23 protein-coding genes, 1 tRNA gene and 2 pseudogenes are annotated in these 20,074 nt (G+C 35.9%); 16 read left to right on the top strand and 10 right to left on the bottom strand.

Features of this window, described 5'->3' with window-relative positions; genetic code table 11:
* Positions 1-3: 3 nt before the first annotated feature.
* The 3 genes from AAGD76_RS05145 to AAGD76_RS05135 all read right to left on the bottom strand — a co-directional run bounded on the left by AAGD76_RS05145 (position 4) and on the right by AAGD76_RS05135 (position 2,861).
* The gene (locus tag AAGD76_RS05145; RefSeq protein ID WP_341820479.1) at positions 4-381 is read right to left on the bottom strand and encodes a holo-[acyl-carrier-protein] synthase; all 378 of its coding nucleotides are present in this window, start codon (positions 379-381) and stop codon (positions 4-6) included.
* Positions 378-1,646: a proline--tRNA ligase gene (proS, locus tag AAGD76_RS05140; protein WP_341820478.1), complete on the bottom strand. Its 1,269-nt coding sequence runs from the start codon at positions 1,644-1,646 to the stop codon at positions 378-380. The genes AAGD76_RS05145 and proS overlap by 4 nt, the downstream gene beginning before the upstream one ends.
* A 102-nt stretch (positions 1,647-1,748) precedes the next feature.
* Positions 1,749-2,861 carry a WH2 domain-containing protein gene (locus AAGD76_RS05135; RefSeq protein ID WP_341820477.1) on the bottom strand — a complete coding sequence of 371 codons (1,113 nt, stop codon included), beginning with the start codon at positions 2,859-2,861 and terminating at the stop codon, positions 1,749-1,751.
* 41 nt (positions 2,862-2,902) lie between these two features.
* Here AAGD76_RS05135 and AAGD76_RS05130 point away from each other — a divergent pair.
* A pseudogene (locus AAGD76_RS05130) lies at positions 2,903-3,423 on the top strand (IS5-like element ISWpi1 family transposase); the annotation flags it as partial.
* Here the strand turns inward: AAGD76_RS05130 and AAGD76_RS05125 are convergent.
* Positions 3,421-3,873, bottom strand: a pseudogene (locus tag AAGD76_RS05125) (terminase); the annotation flags it as partial. The pseudogenes AAGD76_RS05130 and AAGD76_RS05125 sit on opposite strands and share 3 nt — an antisense overlap.
* A 1,062-nt stretch (positions 3,874-4,935) precedes the next feature.
* Here AAGD76_RS05125 and AAGD76_RS05120 point away from each other — a divergent pair.
* Positions 4,936-5,009 (top strand) — tRNA-Arg (locus AAGD76_RS05120).
* A gap of 8 nt (positions 5,010-5,017) precedes the next feature.
* Here AAGD76_RS05120 and AAGD76_RS05115 read toward each other — a convergent pair.
* Both AAGD76_RS05115 and AAGD76_RS05110 read right to left on the bottom strand, forming a co-directional pair.
* Positions 5,018-5,968: a complex I NDUFA9 subunit family protein gene (locus AAGD76_RS05115; RefSeq protein WP_010082395.1), complete on the bottom strand. Its 951-nt coding sequence runs from the start codon at positions 5,966-5,968 to the stop codon at positions 5,018-5,020.
* A gap of 50 nt (positions 5,969-6,018) precedes the next feature.
* Positions 6,019-7,548 carry a UDP-N-acetylmuramoyl-tripeptide--D-alanyl-D-alanine ligase gene (locus AAGD76_RS05110; protein ID WP_264329492.1) on the bottom strand — a complete coding sequence of 510 codons (1,530 nt, stop codon included), beginning with the start codon at positions 7,546-7,548 and terminating at the stop codon, positions 6,019-6,021.
* A 183-nt stretch (positions 7,549-7,731) separates the two neighbouring features.
* On the opposite strand from AAGD76_RS05110, the gene AAGD76_RS05105 reads away from it, so the two are divergent.
* From AAGD76_RS05105 to mdh, 7 genes are read left to right on the top strand one after another with little or no spacing between them, the layout of a single operon-like run.
* The gene (locus AAGD76_RS05105) at positions 7,732-8,490 is read left to right on the top strand and encodes a hypothetical protein (RefSeq protein ID WP_341820476.1); all 759 of its coding nucleotides are present in this window, start codon (positions 7,732-7,734) and stop codon (positions 8,488-8,490) included.
* Positions 8,491-8,506: 16 nt separating this feature from the next.
* Entirely contained in the window at positions 8,507-8,764 is a 258-nt protein-coding gene (locus AAGD76_RS05100; protein WP_006279579.1) for a hypothetical protein, read from the top strand.
* 3 nt (positions 8,765-8,767) lie between these two features.
* Positions 8,768-9,136, top strand: coding sequence for an HIT domain-containing protein (locus AAGD76_RS05095; protein ID WP_010082356.1), 369 nt, complete (start codon positions 8,768-8,770; stop codon positions 9,134-9,136).
* Between the two features lie 18 nt (positions 9,137-9,154).
* The gene (locus tag AAGD76_RS05090) at positions 9,155-9,508 is read left to right on the top strand and encodes an NADH-quinone oxidoreductase subunit A (RefSeq protein WP_006279576.1); all 354 of its coding nucleotides are present in this window, start codon (positions 9,155-9,157) and stop codon (positions 9,506-9,508) included.
* Between the two features lie 3 nt (positions 9,509-9,511).
* On the top strand, positions 9,512-10,018 hold the full coding sequence (locus tag AAGD76_RS05085) for a NuoB/complex I 20 kDa subunit family protein (protein ID WP_006279574.1): 507 nt from the start codon (positions 9,512-9,514) through the stop codon (positions 10,016-10,018).
* The gene (locus AAGD76_RS05080) at positions 10,011-10,583 is read left to right on the top strand and encodes an NADH-quinone oxidoreductase subunit C (RefSeq protein ID WP_006279573.1); all 573 of its coding nucleotides are present in this window, start codon (positions 10,011-10,013) and stop codon (positions 10,581-10,583) included. The genes AAGD76_RS05085 and AAGD76_RS05080 overlap by 8 nt, the downstream gene beginning before the upstream one ends.
* 3 nt (positions 10,584-10,586) lie before the next feature.
* Complete coding sequence (mdh, locus tag AAGD76_RS05075) at positions 10,587-11,537, top strand: malate dehydrogenase (RefSeq protein ID WP_007548577.1); 951 nt, start codon at positions 10,587-10,589, stop codon at positions 11,535-11,537.
* Between the two features lie 27 nt (positions 11,538-11,564).
* Here mdh and AAGD76_RS05070 read toward each other — a convergent pair whose 3' ends face one another.
* From AAGD76_RS05070 to AAGD76_RS05060, 3 genes are read right to left on the bottom strand one after another with little or no spacing between them, the layout of a single operon-like run.
* Positions 11,565-12,332: a TatD family hydrolase gene (locus AAGD76_RS05070; protein WP_010082353.1), complete on the bottom strand. Its 768-nt coding sequence runs from the start codon at positions 12,330-12,332 to the stop codon at positions 11,565-11,567.
* Positions 12,329-12,817 (bottom strand): RNA pyrophosphohydrolase, encoded by a 489-nt coding sequence (locus tag AAGD76_RS05065; RefSeq protein WP_006279569.1) that lies wholly within the window; start codon positions 12,815-12,817, stop codon positions 12,329-12,331. The genes AAGD76_RS05070 and AAGD76_RS05065 overlap by 4 nt, the downstream gene beginning before the upstream one ends.
* Positions 12,810-13,427: an AAA family ATPase gene (locus tag AAGD76_RS05060; RefSeq protein ID WP_022626414.1), complete on the bottom strand. Its 618-nt coding sequence runs from the start codon at positions 13,425-13,427 to the stop codon at positions 12,810-12,812. Before AAGD76_RS05060 ends, AAGD76_RS05065 begins: the two co-directional genes overlap by 8 nt.
* 179 nt (positions 13,428-13,606) lie before the next feature.
* Between AAGD76_RS05060 and rsfS the strand changes: the two genes are divergently transcribed.
* Genes rsfS through tyrS form a run of 3 tightly spaced genes read left to right on the top strand, consistent with a single transcriptional unit; the run spans position 13,607 to position 15,406 of the window.
* Positions 13,607-13,924 (top strand): ribosome silencing factor, encoded by a 318-nt coding sequence (rsfS, locus tag AAGD76_RS05055; protein ID WP_006279567.1) that lies wholly within the window; start codon positions 13,607-13,609, stop codon positions 13,922-13,924.
* Entirely contained in the window at positions 13,915-14,154 is a 240-nt protein-coding gene (locus AAGD76_RS05050) for a hypothetical protein (RefSeq protein WP_010963049.1), read from the top strand. The genes rsfS and AAGD76_RS05050 overlap by 10 nt, the downstream gene beginning before the upstream one ends.
* Position 14,155: 1 nt before the next feature.
* Positions 14,156-15,406: a tyrosine--tRNA ligase gene (tyrS, locus tag AAGD76_RS05045; protein ID WP_007548582.1), complete on the top strand. Its 1,251-nt coding sequence runs from the start codon at positions 14,156-14,158 to the stop codon at positions 15,404-15,406.
* Positions 15,407-15,586: 180 nt separating this feature from the next.
* Here the strand turns inward: tyrS and AAGD76_RS05040 are convergent, their stop codons facing one another.
* Positions 15,587-15,763, bottom strand: a complete 177-nt coding sequence (locus AAGD76_RS05040; RefSeq protein WP_264705856.1) for a hypothetical protein — start codon at positions 15,761-15,763, stop codon at positions 15,587-15,589.
* A 41-nt stretch (positions 15,764-15,804) separates the two neighbouring features.
* On the opposite strand from AAGD76_RS05040, the gene AAGD76_RS05035 reads away from it, so the two are divergent.
* The 4 genes from AAGD76_RS05035 (at position 15,805) to ruvB (ending at position 19,874) form a co-directional block, all read left to right on the top strand.
* On the top strand, positions 15,805-16,761 hold the full coding sequence (locus AAGD76_RS05035; RefSeq protein WP_209472359.1) for an IS5 family transposase: 957 nt from the start codon (positions 15,805-15,807) through the stop codon (positions 16,759-16,761).
* Between the two features lie 371 nt (positions 16,762-17,132).
* On the top strand, positions 17,133-17,462 hold the full coding sequence (locus tag AAGD76_RS05030) for an SWIM zinc finger domain-containing protein (protein WP_007548583.1): 330 nt from the start codon (positions 17,133-17,135) through the stop codon (positions 17,460-17,462).
* Between the two features lie 862 nt (positions 17,463-18,324).
* A complete protein-coding gene (ruvA, locus tag AAGD76_RS05025; RefSeq protein WP_341820475.1) occupies positions 18,325-18,897 on the top strand; it encodes a Holliday junction branch migration protein RuvA in 573 nt (190 codons plus the stop codon).
* Complete coding sequence (gene ruvB, locus AAGD76_RS05020; protein WP_341820474.1) at positions 18,894-19,874, top strand: Holliday junction branch migration DNA helicase RuvB; 981 nt, start codon at positions 18,894-18,896, stop codon at positions 19,872-19,874. Before ruvA ends, ruvB begins: the two co-directional genes overlap by 4 nt.
* Positions 19,875-20,074: the final 200 nt, after the last annotated feature.

The raw sequence follows: 20,074 nt of genomic DNA, 5'->3' as shown, positions 1-20,074 counted from the left end.
ACTTTATCTGTGTGAGCTATAGACGCAAATTACAACAAATGCAGTAGCGTAATCTCCATCGTCACTTAAAGAAAGATGAATTTTGGAGATAAAATCCTTGCTAACGGTAAGATATGGCTTGCCTCTCACATCATTGTATATTTCTATATCTTTCATTGTAATGCCCTGACTAAATCCAGTACCTCGTGCTTTAACAAAAGCTTCTTTTGCTGCAAAGCGTTTAGCAAAATACCTTGCTCGCATTTCTTGACTATTATACTTTCTACTTAGCTCTATTTCCTTTTCAGTGTAGATTCTATTGAGAAATTTTTCCCCGTATTTTTGTAATATTCTCAATACTCTTGGTATATATACTATGTCAGTGCCGATACCGTGTATCATTTTGTGCTAAAGTGATTTATTGCTTCTTCAATCTGCATTTCCTTTACCTCTCCAGTTGCTCTATTTTTTACTTCAACTATCTTTTCATCTATTGCCTTTTTTCCGACAATTATTTGCCACGGCAAGCCTATCAGATCCATTCTAGAAAATTTTACTCCTACACTTCCTTCCGTATCATCGTAAAGCACTTCATCGCTCTTCAAAGCTTTGTATATTTTATCTGCAGCCTCCGTTACTTTCGTTTGTAAATTGATTAAACCAATTCTGAAAGGAGCCACCGATTCTGGCCAGATAATTCCCTTATCATCATGAAAAGCTTCTATTATTGCACCAACAAGCCTTGAAACCCCAATGCCATAAGAACCCATATGTATATTGACATTTTTTCCATCTTGAGAAGTAACACTTGCCTTCATAGGCTTTGAGTATTTGTCGCCAAAATAAAAAATATGCCCTATTTCAATACCTTTACTAACATTTAACTGCTCTTGTGATATAGGGCAAGTCTCAGGATCATGCATATCATCTGCAACTGCGTATATACTCTTTAAACTTTCAATATCTTCACTCTCTAGTAGTTCAGAAAATTTGTTGTCGTAATATAAAGTGCTTTCACCAGTGTTTGCCAATATATGAAACTCGTGGCTCAAATTTCCTCCAATTGGCCCCGTATCAGCTCTCACTCCAATTGGGGTAAGTCCCATGCGTTTGAAGATTTTTATGTAAGTTTTGTACATCAAATTATATGAATTCAGTGCACCTTCGTAATCTACATCAAAACTGTACGCATCCTTCATCAAAAATTCCCTGCCCCTCATAACACCATAACGTGGTCTTACCTCATCACGAAACTTCCATTGAATTTGGTATAAACAAAGTGGCAAATCTTTGTAACTTTTTACCACATCTCTAATTAAATCAGTTGCTACCTCCTCGTACGTTGGACCAAAAAGCATATCTTCCTCATGCCTATCCTTTATACGCAACATTTCCTTACCGTAATCATCATAACGTCCCGATTCTCGCCAAAGATTTGCTGGTTGGACACAAGGCATCAACACTTCAATTGCACCAGATTTATTCACTTCATCTCTGATAATGTTTTCAATATTTTTAAGCACTAAGAGACCAAGTGGTAACCAAGAATAGATGCCAGATGCTACCTGTTTTACTAAACTTGCACGTAAAGAATATTGATGGGAGATAATTTTAGCATGAGCAGGCTTTTCCTTTAAAGTTGGTAAGTAATACTTGGATAAACGCATATAATAGATCTGATTGTATTAAGTAATCTTAATACAATCAGACCTGTAGGTAAACTTATTTTGAAAAGGAAGGGAAGTGCATGGCTGACCATTTCATAGTTATCATAGTCTTTGTACAACATTTTCCTTTTGGCATCGCAACGCTTCTCCACCAAACTTTGTTATGTGATCCTTAACAGAAAGAGTAGATGGATCTTTCATCTCACTGCTTACTGGACTCTCTTCTTTTACAGGAGGAGCTTCAGGTTTCGTTTGTAAACCAGCAGGCTTAGGCGGTATCGGTGGCTTCCCTGCCTCTGGTGCAGGATGTGACGGAGATGTGGGTTCAGGTTTTGCATCATCACCAGATACATGCCCACTGTCAGGACTCTTGCTTCTTTCTTTATGGAACGATTGGGGGTTTGAAGGCATAGATTTTTTCCTGTGTTTTGTCAGCATCTTTTGTTTCGGTCCTACTTCTTCCTGTTCGCCTTCATCAGACCAACCTGACTCTCTACTAGAACTCTCACTTTCACTATCTGAGCATTCCATGGCTACTCTCCTTGCAAGAATAACAGCTATATCACACTCTGTTTTTGGAGTACTCTTCTCAGGGCTTTGTTGATTTTTATTAACTGATTTCAATTTAAAACCTCCTCTTATTTCTGCAAGTAAAGCATTTTTGGAATCTGTTTGCTCACCTTCACTATTCTTTTCTCGTTTTTCCCTATTTTGTTTTAATTTTTCATCGCGTGCTTTTTTCTGTTCTTTGCTCATACCTGCCTTACCGCCAGCTTTTTTTATACTATTAAGTAAATCATTACTACCCTGTTGAGTTGATGAATTTTGAGGAGGAGGTGGTGGTGATGCACAGCTTGATAGAGGAGGAGGCGGCGGCTGTAGCATATTGGCACTTGGATTTGGTTGTGTTCCAAACGTTACTGGAGGTGATTGAGGAGTAGGTACATTTGATTTATTCTCCAGATTAGTACAATTTTTACACACAAATTTTTGTGGTTCTTCTTTCTTATTGTCAGCTCTAGAAACGGCCAGTCTAATGAGATATATTTTTGAAATCAATGCAACAGCCGTAGAAACAGCAAAAATTGCTAAAGGAACTGCTGCAATAGGACCAGAACCAGAAACTGCTATAATAACATAAGGAAGATATTGACCAGATATGAAACTAAATATAGATAATAATGAAACAGCAATTAAGAGGTTGTCCGGAAACAAGTAAAAGGCTATAATATCTGAAATTTTAGTACGGGGTAAAGATGAGAAAAAAGTATCCAACAGATCTAAGCGAAAGGGAATGGGCAAGAATAGAAAAACACTTCAGAGTATCATACAAGAAAGGAGGAAGGCCGCCAAAGTATAGCAAAAGAGAAATATTAGAAGCAATTTTCTATGTATTGCGTACAGGGTGTCAATGGCGGTATTTACCAAATGATTTTCCGCTATGGAAGACTGTGTATGAGCAGTTCAGGCAATGGAAGAAGCAGGGAATTTTTGAGAAAATGAATTATGAAATTACAAAATATAGTAGAAGAAAAATAGGAAGGAATGAGCAGCCGAGTGCCTGTATAGTAGATAGTCAATCTGTAAAGACTACAGAAAAGGGGGGATCAAAGGCTATGATGGAAGTAAAAAAGTAAAGAGTAGAAAAAGGCATATAATTACAGACACTCAGGGTTTTATACTAGGTTGTTACGTAGGCGCTGCTAACGAAAATGATAGAGATGGTATTAAAATAGCATTAAACAATATGAGAACAAAATATACTAAAGTTAAAAAGCGGATCGTCCACAATGATAAAATCACCACCTTCACCAGTTAGTGTTCCACCAACTGATGTTGCGATTCTGTATCCTCTCTGCACTGTTTGAAATTTATATTTGGTATTCTGGTCTTTGGATAGTTCTATCTCTGGAAATAGCGCTCTATACCAACTAGACTGCATCACGCACCTGGTGTCGAGCGAGTGCTTTTCGCTGAGCCGCTGAGAATAACTTGCAACTATTATTCTCGCAGTTGGTTGGTTTCCCAGTATCCATGCGGGCCACGCAACGCTTATGCACATGGACTTCATCGAGCGCGGAGGCATATTGAATATTATTCGTTTCACTTCACCAGCGCTCGCTGCTTCCAGCCTGTCTGCTATGACTTTTATATACTGATAATCGTTATACTCACACCCCGGCACTACCGTTTGAAAGCATAACTCAATGAATTTTAGAAAGTTCATGATATAATGTTGAAACCAACGCGTAACGCTGGGATGACAAAAAAAGGAGCACTGGAATGACACCCTACTTAACCGTCATACCGCGATTCATTCGCGGTATCTCCTAACATAGATCCCGCTAACACGTAGCGGGATGACGAATTACTTAACCATCATTACACCGTCATACCGCGATTCATTCGCGGTATCTCTTAACATAGATCCCCTACTATACCTTAACATAGATCCCGCTAACAAGCAGCGGGATGACGAATTACTTAACCATCATTACACCGTCATACCGCGATTCATTCGCGGTACCTCTTAACATAGATCTCCCTACTATACCTTAACATAGATCCCGCTAACAAGCAGCGGGATGACGAATTACTTAACCATCATCTACACCGTCATACCGCGATTCATTCGCGGTATCTCGGCCGCTAACACGTAGCGGGATGACGGTTGTCGTTTAGCCATAAACATTAAGAAATTTACCAAACGAAAAAAAAGGCAAAAGAAACCCTAGTCATTGTCTATTTTCAGTATTGGCGTTTTTTAAGTCTTAAACACTGCAATTTAGCTGCTTTTAAATGCAACTCACCTTAGTTTAAATGTTTAAGAAATTTACTAAGCAGAAAAAAAGGCAAAGAGAACCTAGGGTAGCTAGTATTCAAATTCTCCCTTGTTCTATTTGACGTCTTTTGATGTCTTAAACGCTTTATAAGCGCGTTCAGCTTATTTAGATAAAAATCTAGATGTAGATGAAGTTTTGTAAAGACATACAGTATCTATATACTGCAAAAAATTGAACATAAGACGCCGATACATTAAGTAATCCTTACCTTTTAATCTGCAGATTGGCGAAAGCAAATACAATAGCTTCACTATCATGATAAGGGCGCTGGCGAAGGGTGTCAAGTAAGTTTCTATATAATATTTTCTAAAATAAATAGACTTCTCGCATCCAATTTTGGCAGCGCGCGACACACAACTGCAATGACAAGGTGTCGCAAGATAAACATCATATTCACACGAAGTACTTGACTTCACTTGTACTAAGAAGCATTTTATATATGTTGTGTGCCCGTAGCTCAGCTGGATAGAGCAACAGCCTTCTAAGCTGTGGGTCGTAGGTTCGAATCCCACCGGGCACACTCTTTTATCAATACTTTCTATAAATCTTCAAGTACTCTGGCACCACATTTTCAATTGCTAATGGTCGAACCTTCATTGTTTCAAGGTCAACTGACTTTTCGATTGAACTATTCATCATAACTTTCACCTGATCTTGAGTAAGCATAGGGTTCGTATCTCCGGTTATTGGTTTTAGCAGCATAGAAATAATTTTATTTTCTAAAAAGAAAGCTATTAACTTTGCCATTGGAAAAGATACATTGATCAACAAACACTTTCTGTTAGTAACATTCAGAATAAACTTCAATAAGCTTTTGAAAGAGTAAACCTTTGGTCCACCCATGTTATAAATTTTCTTGTCTTGCTTATTAAAACTGATAATACGATATACCACTTCAGCTAAGTCTGTTACACATATTGGCTGAAATTTAGTTGTTCCATTGCCAATTAGTGGTAAGAAAGGAAGAATAGTTGCTAATCTTGCAAATTTATTAAAGAAGTTGTCTTCTTTACCAAATACAAGGCTTGGCCTAATTATTATTGCTTTTTGAAATGCTGAAGTTACAGCTTTTTCACCTTCCAATTTACTTTTGGCATATTTTGACAACTTGCTATTTTCTATTCCCATAGCAGAAAAATGTATCATCATAGGTACATTTTTCATTTTTGCAGCTTTTGCTATCCTTTCAGCTATTTTAACGTGAACAGCGTAAAAATCGTGCTTTTTTGCTTCATATAATATTCCCACTAAGTTTATAGCTACATCACATTCTTCCATACCATCCAGAACTGATTTTTCATCAAAAAAATCGCCTTTAAATATTGATATTTGTCCTAAATTGCCACACAATTTTAAACAAGCAGCTTTTTCCTGATTACGAGTGAATATCTTTATTAAATATCCTTCTGCTGCCAAGCGTCTTACGATGTGTTTCCCTATAAACCCCGTTCCACCAAAAATAATTACACGTTTTGTCACAATTAAAGTTCCTAATAATTTGTTACTGTAAATTAATACAATGATTTCGCTTAATATTTTATTACGAATTCCCGTACAATAAGATCCATTTTCATTCCTCGTGAGCCTTTAACTAGAATTGCGTCATTATTCTGAATAATGTTAGCTAAATCACTTTTCAATTGATTAGAATCATTAAAATGCGTGCCTCTTATATTATCTGGCAAAAGCTCATGCAATTCTAACATAAATTTACCAACTGTATAAACTTTATCTATATTATTTTCTGTGATAATCTTAACCAAATCTGTATGAAACTCTATGCTTTCATCACCAAGTTCCAACATATCACCAAGCAAAGCTACTTTTCTCTGATTAGAATATGTACTCAAAGTTTTTATTGCAGTTTTCATCGAAGCAGGGCTGGCGTTATAGGAGTCATCAATTAAATGTATATATTTTTTATTGCATTTGACCTTATGAATATTGCCTCTACCTTTCGCTACACTAAAATTCTTAAGTGCAAGTGGTAATTTTGATAAATCAAGTCCGAGGCTTTGCACAACTGCTGCAACAGCAAGTAGCGAATAAGCAAAATGCTCACCTTGTACACGTAAATTACAGTTTATAATTTGATTATCACTCAGCCTGATTTTTAAACTTAATCTATTAGCAACTCGGTTTGATGTCATTCCAGCGCGTGACGCTGGAATCCAGTCTTTATTATACAACCGTCTGATATGCTCATTTGCAATTGAACTTCCTGGATCCAAGTAGTCAAGCACTGGGATGACAGAAGATAGTGCTGAAATGACAGAAGATTCATCGTTTCTTATTAAGTTTAGTAAACAAACTTCAGCATTTTTATCTTTACCGAAGCTTATTACATTTCTATTGGCGTGTGATGAGAGATAATCATAATATTTATTATCTCTGCTTAAAACCAAAGTACCGTTATTTTTCATACCATACAGAATTTCTAACTTCGCTTGTGCAACGTCAAATAGTGATGAAAAATTTTCAGTATGTGCAGGTTCGATGTTGGTAATAACTGCAATATTCGGATTACTAATTTTTGATAATTCTTTTATTTCACCAGCTTTATTCATTCCCATTTCAAGAATTAAGTACTGGCAGTTTTTTGGAGCTTTCAGAATTGTCAAAGGCAATCCTATATTATTATTTAAGTTACCTTCGTTTGCATGGGACACTCCATATTGCGATAAAACAGTATGCAGCATATCCTTTGTAGTGGTTTTCCCGACACTGCCTGTAACTGCAATAACTTTAGCATCAATAAGAACATTTCTAATGTAGTATGATGCCATATCGTGCAAAGCTTTCAGGGTATCTTGTACAATCATGAGAGGGAAACTTTTATATTTACCCTCACTCACTATTGCAGCGACAGCCCCTTTTAAAAACGCTTCATGCAAAAAATTATGGCCATCAAAATTCTTTCCCTTGAGGGCAATAAATAAATCACCTTTTTTTATGCTTCTTGTGTCCGTTGAAATATTTGAGCTATGTATCCAATTACAACCATTTACGTCTCTTCCGCCAGTTGCATCAATGATATTATTTGTGTTCCATTTAAACATAATTTAGAGTATTCTTTATAATAAATTGAACAATAAAAGTAGCGAAAATACTACATGTTTTAGACAATGTGCAAATAATGGTTGCAATCCCTATAATTCTATCTTATAATGGATATAGAAGTTTAAATTTTTTCGTCTATAATTAAAATGTATTTAGTTATAGAAACTACCTTGGAGGTATGTATGGCAGAATCTATTTGGGCTAAGATAGGCGGAGCAGTTAAAACAGGTGTAGAAGCTACAGGTCGGGTGTTTGCTCTTGTGCCTAAAGCACTTGTTTACCCTATAAAGAAGCCGTTTGCTTCAACGGGTGAAATGAAACATGATGCTACAGTTTCGTTAAAGAAAGCTGTTGGTATAGATGTACCTGAAGAAGAAAGGGAATATGATCCACCTATAGAAACCACACAGGCTAGTAAGGATCTTGGTGTACAAATAACAGAGCAAAAGAAAGGGATAGGAAAGGTAAGTTTTTTAGTGTCAAGAACTCTGACGGGAGATATACCTTATTTGAATGATGAACAAATAAAAGCACTAAAAAGTGAGTATTCAAACATCACTATACATAGAGAAGAAAATAAAATTGTAATTGAAGTTGATGTTAAAAAAATAATTGAAGACATTAAAACTGACTATAAAGGAAAGAGTCCAGAGGAGATAAAAAAGCTTGCTATTGAAGAAATTAAACAAAAAGTTGACGGTAACCTTAAAGATCTAGCAAAAATTACTGGTGGAGAATTTAAAGTTCACACAGACTTAAAATTGCTGTATGGTATTGCAGAAAAATTGTATAAGGAATATGATAATCAAAAGCAGTCATCAGACAAAGTTGTGAAGTCTGATGTTGGTCAGCCTTCAGAAACTATAGCTTCAGGTGAGAAAAAATGGGCGCAAGAAGCTATAAAAGCAGGTAAGTCGCAAAGTTGTGGAATGCAAAAATAAGTTATAGGGGAGTATTATGAGTGAAGCTAAAAAAATAGAGGAAAGACATCATAGTCTAACTGTTCCTGGGGATATGTATCACTTACAACCAGGAGTTATTACTGGAAAAAGGGTAAGTGGAATAGAACCCTTTTTGAAAGAACAGCAGGACATGGTAAAAGTAAGGGAACTTGTAAGCTCTTTAAATCTTGAAGATGCTTCTGGTGAAGCGATAAAACCACTATCTACACCTAATGTAGAGAAAAACGAAGAAAGAGGGAAAGGTCGCTCTTAAAATATGAGCAATGAAGTTTATGATAGCGATAACATCTTTGCTCAAATATTAAGAGGTGAGTTACCTTGTGAGAAGGTACATGAAAATGAAAATGTACTAGCTTTTCATGATAAGTACCCTGACGCACCAGTTCATATTTTAGTTATATCAAAAAATCAATATATTTCATATGATGATTTCATTCTAAAAGCTCCTGAAGAGGAAATAGCGGATTTCTTCAAAACTGTAAGAGAGATAGCACACAAATATAATCTAGAAAAAACAGGATATAGATTAGTCACTAACTACGGTGAAAATGGAGAGCAGGTTGTACCACACTTTCACGTGCATATTTTAGGTGGTAAAAAGTTAGGAAAGCATGTAAACTCATAGTGTTATATGTTTTGTTAAATGAGCGAATATTTAACCATAGTAATCTTTATCTGCGTATCAATTGTAGTATCTTTTGCTTTAGGTATATTGCCTATGTTTCTTGCAGTGAGTAAGCCAGATGGTGAAAAGCTTTCCACATATGAGTGTGGCTTCAATCCACTATCCAGTGCAAGGAAAAATTTTGACATTAAATTTTACCTAGTTTCAATATTATTTATAATATTTGACTTAGAAATTGCTTTTCTTTTTCCTTGGGCTGTTTCTTTATCTAAGATAAGCTATGGTGGATTTTGGTCTATGATGGTATTTCTTGCAATACTCACTATAGGTTTTATCTATGAATGGTGTAAAGGTGCATTAGAGTGGGAGTAGTTTATGACAAATCAAATTCTATCTAATGATGACTGGGGTCGTTATAAAAAAGAAGGGTTTCTTGTCACTAAATTTGGTGATTTAACAGATTATGTAATGAATTGGGCAAGGTCTGGTTCATTGTGGCCAATGACATTTGGTCTTGCATGTTGCGCAGTTGAGATGATGCATACTGCATCCAGCCGTTATGATCTTGATAGATATGGTATAATGTTTCGTGCAAGCCCACGTCAATCAGATGTGATGATTGTTGCTGGCACACTAACTAATAAAATGGCAGCAGCATTGCGCAAGGTTTATGATCAAATGGCAGACCCGAAGTATGTTATTTCCATGGGAAGTTGTGCAAATGGTGGTGGTTATTACCATTACTCTTATTCAGTAGTCCGAGGCTGTGATAGAATTGTGCCAGTTGACGTGTATGTCCCTGGATGCCCACCAACCGCTGAGGCGTTGCTATATGGAATGCTATGCCTACAAAACAAAATAAAACGGACTCGGAATGGATAAAACTGCAAAGTATATACAAAAAAAGACCAAATGCGAGTGCATTCAAAAAGATGATGGCATTATTGTAATATATTCAACTTTAGATGAAATTGAAAAGTACCTATTCTTTCTACGTGATGATGAAAAGTGTAGGTTTGAACTATTAGTTGATATTTTTGGGGTTGACTATCCAAATAGAGAGAAGCGTTTCGAGCTAATATACAATCTGCTCAGCATTGTGCATAATATTAGAGTACACATAAAGCTTCAGTTATGTGAAAGCGACATGCCTCCAAGTGTAGCGAAGATATTTAGTACGGCTTTGTGGTTTGAGCGTGAAGTGTTTGATATGTATGGAATAGAGTTTTCTGATCACCCTGATTTGCGTAGGATTCTAACAGACTATGGATTCAAAGGTCATCCAATGTTAAAAGATTTCCCTCTCACTGGTTATGAGGAAGTAAGATATGATATAGAGACAAAAAAGGTTGTGTATAATCCTATAGATTTACCGCAAGATTTTCGTATGTTTGATAGCTTATCGCCTTGGGAAGGTAAAACCATAAAAGTAAATACAAAGGAGTAGAAAATGACAGTACAAAGAAAAAAAATATCTTTAATCGGTGCAGGAAATATCGGTGGAACTCTCACCCATATGATTGCACTAAGGGAACTCGGTGATGTTGTTTTACTTGATATTAGTGATGGAATACCACAAGGTAAAGCACTCGACATAGCAGAATCATCCCCTATTGATGGATTTAATGTCAATATTACTGGCACAAATAGGTATGAAGATATAAAAAACTCCGATGCAATTATAATAACCGCTGGCATCGCTAGAAAACCTGGAATGAGCAGGGATGACCTCCTGCAAACCAATGCTAAAGTAATGAAGGAGGTTGGCGAAAATATTAAAAAATATTCTCCAAACGCGTTTGTAATAGTGGTTACCAACCCTTTGGATGCCATGGTTTCAGTGGTGCATAAATTTTCAAACCTTCCAACTAATATGATTGTTGGCATGGCAGGAGTGCTTGATTCTTCCCGTTTTCGTTACTTTCTTGCAAGTGAGTTAAATATCTCAGTTGAAGATATATCTGCTTTTGTGCTTGGAGGACATGGCGACACTATGGTACCACTAATCAATTGTGCTTCAGTTGCTGGAGTTCCACTTACTCAAATTATCGATATGGGTCTTATCACACAGAAAAAAGTCGATGAAATAGTTGAACGCACTCGCAATGGCGGTAAAGAAATAGTTGATCTGCTTAAGTCTGGATCTGCATACTACGCTCCTGCATCTTCAGCTATATGCATGTTAGAATCATATTTAAAAGATAAGAGGCGCATATTACCATGTGCTGCTTACCTTAATGGTGAATATGGTGTAGAAGAGTTGTTTATTGGTGTTCCTGTAATTATTGGAAAAAACGGAATTGAAAAGATCCTAGAAGTTAAAATGAATGATAGTGAACAAGAAATGTTTAATAAGTCTGTAAACTCGGTGAGAGAGCTGGTGAAATCTTTAGGTTCATAAGCAAATTAATGGTTTTATAGAGCTTCTTTATAGCTCAAACAGCCTAAAAAAGTTGCTTGTGGTTACCTTCGCTACTTGTTCTGGTGACTCATTCCACAACTCTGCCAAACAATCAACAACGTATTTCACCATTGCTGGTTCATTCTTTTTTCCCCTATAAGGCTCAGGTGATAGATATGGTGCATCAGTTTCGACTAAAACACGCTCGCGTGGTACATTTTGTGCAATTTCTCTGAGTAAGCTCGCATTTTTAAAAGTAATAATTCCAGAAAATGAAATATATAACCCCAAATCTATAGATTGATAAGCAAGTTCTTTAGAGGAAGCAAAGCAGTGCATTACTCCACTAAAAGCACCGGCTTTCATTTCTGACCTTAACATATCGATCATCTCATTATCAGCGCTTCTTGTGTGAATAACTAAAGGTAGTCCAGTTATTCTTGACGCTTCTATATGTAATGCAAAACTTTTTTTCTGATTGTCTTTGTTGTCAGATTTATAAAAATCTAACCCGGTTTCACCGATACTAATTACCTTTTGGTTCTTGGTAAATTCAACTAATTCATCAACATGTATACACTCACCGTTTTCTATAGCAGCATCAAGCGGATGTATACCAACAGAGGAGTAGACCTGATCATAGGATGAAGAAATTTTTAATAACTTAGGAACATCGTCAATGCTTACGCATATGTTATGCAAAACCTTTACACCATTTTGCTCTGCCCTTGAAATTACTTTTGGTATTTCATCGTCAGAAAAATAAATCAAGTGGCAATGAGAATCTACTATCATGAGCTTATTGTTGAGGCTTTTATTATAGAAGAAAACTCTTCTATCACTGTTTTATAAACTTCTTTTTTAAATGATATAGCACTGGCTACTAAACTATCTATACCTTGCCAACGCCACTCTTTGAACTCTGGATGACCAGTATAATTAATATCAATGTCCTCATCCTCTCCGCAAAACTTCATTAAGAACCACCTTTGCTTTTGACCAGAATATTTTCCATTCCAGCATATTGGTATAACTTCTTCAGGCAAGTTGTAGTATATCCAATCCTTGCTTTTAGTTATAACCTTTACTTTATTAGTACCAACCTCCTCTAGCAACTCACGTAACGCTGCTTGTTCCAGTTCCTCACCATCATCAACACCTCCTTGTGGCATCTGCCAGTAAGAATCGCTATCAAAGCGTTTTCCAATAAAGGCATGTCCTTGTCTGTTAAATAGCATTATGCCAACACAAGGACGGTACTTATCTTTCTGCTCAACCACGAGTACGCTCTGTTTTTAAATGATTTGTTACAGAAGTTTTAATTAATTTTCCATTTTTTTCTTTCTTCATCTCTTCAACAATTTTCTTTGCAACTTCCTTTGCACTCAAGTTCGAGTTATCAATTTCAAGCGAACCCTCAGGTATAAATAGCCTTTTCCCTTCAATTTTCTTTATAGCAAAATCCGGATCAGTAATTTTATTTTCCTGATATCTCTCTTCTGATTGGACACGTCTTACTAGTTTTTCATTATTACAATGTAATACTACAGAAAAAATTTCCATGTCCATTTTTTTACTTAAATTTACCACTGAGTTATATAATCTTTGGTCATAGGGATCACCCTCTATCAATTCATTTGTAAATATATAATGTTTTGATTTTACGTAGTGTTTTTCCAGTATTGCTAATACATTTTCCCTAACTGCAAAAATTTTTTCCCATAGGTCATCTGGAACTTCAGCGTTTTGTAATTTAACAATATCAAATATAATATTATTGAATAGATTATTGCTTACTATTACTGCACCAATGATTTTACACAGTTCCTTTGCAGTAGTAAACTTACCACTGCCTGGAAAGCCGATTAAGTAGATGAGAGTCTTGCCCATAATGAATACTAGTAAAAAGCTATTTTCAATTATATAAAAAGTATATACATTGTACATGCTAAAAACATGATGATAAAATAGATGCAGGTAATACCTTTAACAAGTAGTTGCGTTGAAAATAGTTCATATTTAGAAATTTTGAGTATATAATTATAAATGAATCATATAACCTGTAAACAATGCTTAGCGATATGGAATCGATAAGAAGTACAATTGAAGAGATAATAGATCAAAATAAAGGTCATGATATAGTAACTTTTGATGTGCAGAATAAAACCGTTATTGCAAAATATATGATTATTGCATCTGGTGATTCAAGCCGTCACGTTAAAGCTTTAGCTGAGCACGTAATAAAAAGCCTCAAGCCACATGATAAAATAGATGTAGAAGGTATGGATGAAGGCAATTGGGTAGTTTTGAATTTTCAAGGCATAATGGTTCACATATTCAGGCCGGAAGTAAGGGAGTATTATAAAATAGAAGAGTTATGGAACTGATTGCCTGGATAGCTGGTGCACAACTGCACAAACGTTGTAATTTTGAAGGCAACTCCTGCACAGGTAGTGGTGTCATGAAAGTAGCTGACACTGGAATCCAGTTTTTCATGCAATTTCATCGAAAACGTTGTATAGTGTGCTTGTTTATAATTAAGTTCCAGTGTCTGGGCACTGGCTTCTCTATTAGGGTTACCTTCGGCATTAATGACAGGATAGACTGGGGTTTATAAAATGAAACACGCATCTGAATTTTTAAATTTCATCCAAGAAAGAGGGTACCTATACCAATGCACAAACATTGAAGGACTAGATCAATTATTATTGCAGAGCAATTATATAGTTGCATACATTGGGTTTGATTGCACAGCACCAAGTCTTCATGCTGGTCACCTAATTCAGATTATGATGCTCTGTCACCTACAAAAATTTGGTTATAAGCCGATAGTCTTACTTGGAGGTGGCACAACAAAAATTGGTGACCCATCCTTCAAAGATAAAGCAAGAAGCATCTTGCCTGTAGAGAACATCAATCAAAATACATCCAGTATAAGGAGAATATTAGAGAAAATGGTGTCTTTTAATGACAGCAAGACTGGTGCAATGATAGTAAATAACGCAGATTGGTTGGATAACATAAAATACATAGATTTTTTGCGTGATATAGGAGCTTATTTTTCTGTAAATCGTATGCTAAGTTTTGATAGTGTGAAAACCAGGCTGGATAGAGAGCAAACCTTAAGCTTTCTGGAATTTAATTACATGCTATTGCAAGCTTACGACTTTATTGAATTAAACAAAAAATATGATTGTCGTCTGCAGATTGGAGGGTCAGACCAGTGGGGAAATATAGTAAACGGAATTGAACTTGGAAAAAAGTTGAATTTACCTGAGCTATTTGGCCTTACCATGCCTCTTTTATTAAATGCACAAGGAAAAAAAATGGGCAAAACTGAAAGTGGAGCAGTGTGGCTTGATGATAATATGCTAAAGCCTTACGACTACTGGCAATATTTTCGCAACGTTGATGATCAAGATGTTGGACGTTTTTTAAGATTGCTCACTGATGTGCCAATTGATGAGATTAGAAAATTAGAGTCTTTAAAGGATCAAGAAATAAATGAAGCAAAAAAGGTCTTGGCAACAGAAGTGACAAAAATATGTCATGGTGACAAAGAAGCGGAACTTGCACAATTTGCTGCAATTTCTGCTTTTGAGAATGAAGATAGCTCATTACTTCCTGATTACATCATAAAAAAAGAACAAGTTGCAAGCGGCATATCCTTAGTAGACCTACTACATGACACCGGTTTTGAACCTTCAAAAGGCGCTGCAAAGCGTTTAATACAGGGCAACGGATGCAAGATTAATGATAATGTTGTAAACAATATTGATCATGTAATAAATTTCGAAAGCTTTAAAGATCAGCCATTTATAAAATTATCTGCAGGAAAGAAACGCCATATAAAAGTTGTGGTAGATTAGGTCTCGAAGTAAGAAAACAAATTTTATACAAGTGAGAAATTAGATATGGAGCAAATTTTAAAAATTCGAGAATTATGTATAAAACAACTGGAAAGATAGTAGAAAGCGAAATTCTATTATATATAGCTAAAGTGGCTTAGGTTTACCTACAATTTGAAAAACAACAAATTCGTCATTCCGCTACTCATTAGCGGAATCTATACCGCGAATGAATCCATAACTGTACGGACATTGCAATTTGGGCCTACCAGGAGGGCAATGCCTCTTATCCAAGTACCCTCTTCTTGTCATCCCAGTGCTTGACACTGGGATGGCTTTGTTGCATAGCAACTGAAAAAATCTGGTGGCTACTGACAAAATTCATTATAAAATAGCCATTTAACCTTGAAAGAAAAAATATGCCACAAAAAATGAGGGTCAGTAACCATAGCGAATATAACAAATTTCTAGAAAAAAGAGGAAATATTTTTCATTATATCAACGAAGCCATAGAAAAGTGGTACGAGAATGGTCCAAAAATACCAGGTGGCAACAATATTTATAGCGATAAAGTTGTAATTTTGGTGCACATAATAACTTGTTTATTTAGAATAGGCCTGAGGCAAACAGTTGGGTTTATAGCAGGATACCTTGAGCAAATTGGGAAAAATTTGCAAGTTATCAGCTATTCACAATCATCAAGAAGGTTTAAGAAACTCAATATTAAGATCAATGATTGCAGAATTGATAAAAATAATATGGAAGATATCGAAATTGCTATAGACAGTACAGGAATTAGTATATACAACAACACTCCTGGTCATAGCAAAGAAAATAGCGAAGATAGAAAGTATCGCAGCTATGAACAGACAAGAAAATTGCATGTAATGTTGAATACAAACAGCAAAAAAGCCATAGCTGTAAAATACAGTAACGGTGTCTACTCTGATCACTATGGAGCTTGTGATTTGCTAAAAGAAGTCGATTTTCAGTATGTCATAAAAGTACTATATGCAGATAGGGCATATGACAGAGAAAAGCTCTATAAGCTGTGTAATCAATATGGTATAAAAACGAAAATTCCTCCGAAAAACAACGCAGCAGAGCATCCAAAGTTAGACTATATGGCTGAGAGAAATTCTGCAGTCAAGCTCATAAAGTCATATGATGAAGATAGTATAAAGAAGTGGAAAAAAGAGATGAGTTATGGAAAAAGATCTTATATAGAAAGTTTTTTCTCGCGACTGAAACAAACATTCGGGTTTAGTTTTAGGAATAAATCTGAGACAAATAGAGAGAAGGAACTACTTGTTAAATGCTATTTGCTCAATAAGTTCACTGATATTGGTATGGCTAAATTTGAGATAGCTTCATAAATTTATTGTGCGTTACCTACTATCCGAAGAGCGATGCAACAAAGCCCACTGGGATCCAGGAATTTTATTAAGTTGGTAAGTATAAAAGTAGCCGTTTTATGTTAAAACACAACGTTCTTGATGAGATTACGGCAAGGCTGGATTCCAGTGTCAGCTACTTTCATGACACCATTTGCTGTGCAATTTACCTTCAAAAATGAATGTTCATACAGTTATGGAATGAATCGCGGTATGACGTAGGGAAACCTTTCTTGAGTTAGCTATAGCACTATAAAATTGTCCGCAGGGCCATATAAAAGTCGTGGTGAGTTAATAAATTTTTATGGAAGAAAGGATATATTAGAAAATTGAGGGTTTTAAAGGAGGTAAAAATGAGACTGTATTATAAAGATATCACAGGTCTTATCAAAGAACCCTACCGCTCCAGAGGAAGGGATTATTTTGACAAAAGAAAGGTACAGATTATATCTGTTAATGAATCTCAAGCTAAATCAAAGGTAGTTGGATCAAATGTATATCGAGTAACACTAAAGCACGATGGTCCTCTTTTGAGTGGAACATGTTCCTGTCCTGCATTTGTGTATTATGGTCCATGTAAGCATATGGCTGCAACAGGTTTTGCTTTGGTTGCACTTGATAGAAAGGAGTATCGATCGTCTGCGCGCCCAGATGAACAGACTCTCTTTGAAAGGTTTTACTAAGAAAAACAAAGCAAGAGCTAATTTCAATAATTACTCGTTCCAGTAAACATTATCCTGAGATTTTTGAAGAACTAGAGGATAAAGAATATGAGCAATTTATTCAAAGTGAACTTTCAAAATCCGAGAATTATGTATAAAACAACCGGAAAGATGGTGAGATCAGGTAATCTATGGCTAAGACGTCATACCGCCGCGGTATCTCTTAGCCGCTAACACGTAGCGGGATGACGAGATGCCACCACGAACCGTCATACCGCGCGATTCATCCGCGGTATCTCTTAGCATAGATCCCGCTAACAAGCAGCGGGATGACGGTTGTCGTTTAGCTATAAACATTAAGAAATTTACCAAACGAAAAAAAAGGCAAAAAAAGCCCCATGATTGGCTAATTACTTACATTATACTTTCAAGTATGGCGTTTTTTTATTCTAAACACTTAATAACCGCGACTCAGCTACTTTTAAACCGCAACTAATCTAAATTATAAACGTTAAGAAATTTACTAAACAGAAAAAAAGGCAAAAGAAACCCTAGGGTAGCTAGTTATTCACTATCCATTTTTTAAGTTGGCGTTTTTTTATGTTTTAAACGCTTTATAAGCGCGTTTCAGCTTATGTAGGTAGAAATTTTATAAGACATAAGGTGCACATAGTGCAAAAAATTAAACATGAGACGCCAGATACGTGAGTTTTTTTGTCATTTAATCTGTACAGAGAAGATAAATAAATAGCTTCAGTGTTTATGATAAGGGGGCTGGCGGAGTTTGTCAAGTGGTTTTTTAGCCACGTTTCCCTGTTATAATGTTCGTTTGCTTGACCTAAGATCCGGGAGTATTTAAACTGAACTCTATATAGTGTTAAAAATGATAGGAAATCTAAGCGGAATAGTTGATGAAGTGCGCAGTGATCACATAATCCTGAATGTGAATGATGTTGGCTATATGGTGTATCTTTCAGCCAAAACTTTAAGTGCTTGTGCAATTGGAAGTAGAATCAAATTACTTATCGAAACCTATGCAAATAACAGAGAAAACACTACTCAGCTATATGGTTTTATAAGCGAAGAAGAACAGCAGTGCTTGAGGTTGCTAGTTAAAGTAAGCGGCGTTAGCTATAAAACTGCAATGTCAATTTTGGGCAAATTAACTCCAGAACAGCTATTTTTGGCAATTATGAATGAAGATAAAGTAGCACTCAAGATGAGCGGACTTGGCCTGAAACTCATAAATCGAATCATCATTGAATTGAGTGGCAAAGTGAGTAAACTAGAAATAAATAACAATAATTTTCATCCAATTAATGAAGATGCCCTTTCAGCATTGATCAATCTTGGGTATGAAAAAATGAAAGCTTATGATACGATAAAAAAATACAGGCCAAATCTGGACACTAAGGATATTATTCGCATGGCGCTTAAGGAGCTTTCAATACTATGAAATCAATATCGTGCGGTAAAGAATATACTGAAGATGTGCGCAATATCAACATCAGGCCTGAACAACTTGATGATTTTGTCGGGCAAAAAGACTTAATACAAAATTTAAAAGTGTTTATAAACGCTGCACAGACGAGAACTGAAGCTTTAGATCACGTTTTATTATATGGTCCTCCAGGGCTTGGCAAAACAACTTTAGCACAAATTGTTTCTAAAGAATTAAGAGTTAGCTTTCGCGCAACTTCTGGTCCTTTACTTAGTAAAGCTGGAGATTTGGCCGCAGTGCTTACCACTTTAAATGCAAAAGATGTTCTATTTATCGACGAAATTCATAGATTAAATCGCAGCATCGAAGAAGTTTTATATACTGCTATGGAAGATTTTTGCCTGGACATATTAGTAGGTGAAGGTCCATCTACTCGCACTTTAAGGATAGATCTACCACCATTTACGCTAATTGGAGCAACAACACGGCTTGGATTACTTTCTGCGCCACTCAGAGATCGTTTTGGCATTCCTTTGCATCTTGAGTTTTATTCCTTTGAGGAGCTGGTTAATATTATAAAAAGAGGCGCAAGAGTTCTTTCTGCTGAAATTGAAGAGGATGCAGCACGGGAAATTGCCTGCCGTGCGCGCGGCACTCCAAGAATTGCTTTGAGGTTACTCAGAAGAATAAGGGATTTTGTTGAAGTGAAAGATGATAAAAAAATCACTTATGAAGTCGCTGATTCTGTATTACTAAAATTGGGTGTAGATAAAATGGGACTCAATAAACTTGATGTGCATTATCTAAGATTTTTATTCAACACCTCAGGGCCTGTTGGAATTGACACTATATCTATTGCGCTATCCGAGGATGTTGGCAATATTGAAGAAACAGTAGAACCTTATTTAATCAAAATTAGTTTTGTAAAGCGCACACCAAGAGGACGCGTTCTAACCGACCAAGCAAAGGAGTATTTGAGCTTTCAACATTAAACATCATAATTTATATTGACTAATTGGCATGATATCTATATGCTAACATCTATATATTAAAAATAATGGAGGCATATATGTTAAATAGCACTGAAACTGTAGTTCAAATTAAAACTTCTCCATTTCGTACTCGCTAGTTATGCTATTCTAACTAATGAAGCTACGGTTTGTGGTAATAGGAAAAAACTGGATTCCAGCGT

It is taken from the genome of Wolbachia endosymbiont (group A) of Cydia strobilella, from assembly GCF_964026745.1.
GTDB classification, from domain to species: Bacteria; Pseudomonadota; Alphaproteobacteria; order Rickettsiales; family Anaplasmataceae; genus Wolbachia; species Wolbachia pipientis.
Note: the sequence above shows the minus strand (reverse complement) of the source record. Positions and strands in the feature narration are given on the sequence as shown.

Coding starts and splice junctions, on each gene's coding strand:
- AAGD76_RS05145 (WP_341820479.1), bottom strand. CDS start 381: ATGATACACGGTATCGGCACTGACATAGTATATATACCAAGAGTATTG.
- proS (WP_341820478.1), bottom strand. CDS start 1,646: ATGCGTTTATCCAAGTATTACTTACCAACTTTAAAGGAAAAGCCTGCT.
- AAGD76_RS05110 (WP_264329492.1), bottom strand. CDS start 7,548: ATGTTTAAATGGAACACAAATAATATCATTGATGCAACTGGCGGAAGA.
- AAGD76_RS05105 (WP_341820476.1), top strand. CDS start 7,732: ATGGCAGAATCTATTTGGGCTAAGATAGGCGGAGCAGTTAAAACAGGT.
- AAGD76_RS05100 (WP_006279579.1), top strand. CDS start 8,507: ATGAGTGAAGCTAAAAAAATAGAGGAAAGACATCATAGTCTAACTGTT.
- AAGD76_RS05095 (WP_010082356.1), top strand. CDS start 8,768: ATGAGCAATGAAGTTTATGATAGCGATAACATCTTTGCTCAAATATTA.
- AAGD76_RS05090 (WP_006279576.1), top strand. CDS start 9,155: ATGAGCGAATATTTAACCATAGTAATCTTTATCTGCGTATCAATTGTA.
- AAGD76_RS05085 (WP_006279574.1), top strand. CDS start 9,512: ATGACAAATCAAATTCTATCTAATGATGACTGGGGTCGTTATAAAAAA.
- AAGD76_RS05080 (WP_006279573.1), top strand. CDS start 10,011: ATGGATAAAACTGCAAAGTATATACAAAAAAAGACCAAATGCGAGTGC.
- mdh (WP_007548577.1), top strand. CDS start 10,587: ATGACAGTACAAAGAAAAAAAATATCTTTAATCGGTGCAGGAAATATC.
- AAGD76_RS05070 (WP_010082353.1), bottom strand. CDS start 12,332: ATGATAGTAGATTCTCATTGCCACTTGATTTATTTTTCTGACGATGAA.
- AAGD76_RS05060 (WP_022626414.1), bottom strand. CDS start 13,427: ATGGGCAAGACTCTCATCTACTTAATCGGCTTTCCAGGCAGTGGTAAG.
- rsfS (WP_006279567.1), top strand. CDS start 13,607: ATGCTTAGCGATATGGAATCGATAAGAAGTACAATTGAAGAGATAATA.
- AAGD76_RS05050 (WP_010963049.1), top strand. CDS start 13,915: ATGGAACTGATTGCCTGGATAGCTGGTGCACAACTGCACAAACGTTGT.
- tyrS (WP_007548582.1), top strand. CDS start 14,156: ATGAAACACGCATCTGAATTTTTAAATTTCATCCAAGAAAGAGGGTAC.
- AAGD76_RS05035 (WP_209472359.1), top strand. CDS start 15,805: ATGCCACAAAAAATGAGGGTCAGTAACCATAGCGAATATAACAAATTT.
- AAGD76_RS05030 (WP_007548583.1), top strand. CDS start 17,133: ATGAGACTGTATTATAAAGATATCACAGGTCTTATCAAAGAACCCTAC.
- ruvA (WP_341820475.1), top strand. CDS start 18,325: ATGATAGGAAATCTAAGCGGAATAGTTGATGAAGTGCGCAGTGATCAC.
- ruvB (WP_341820474.1), top strand. CDS start 18,894: ATGAAATCAATATCGTGCGGTAAAGAATATACTGAAGATGTGCGCAAT.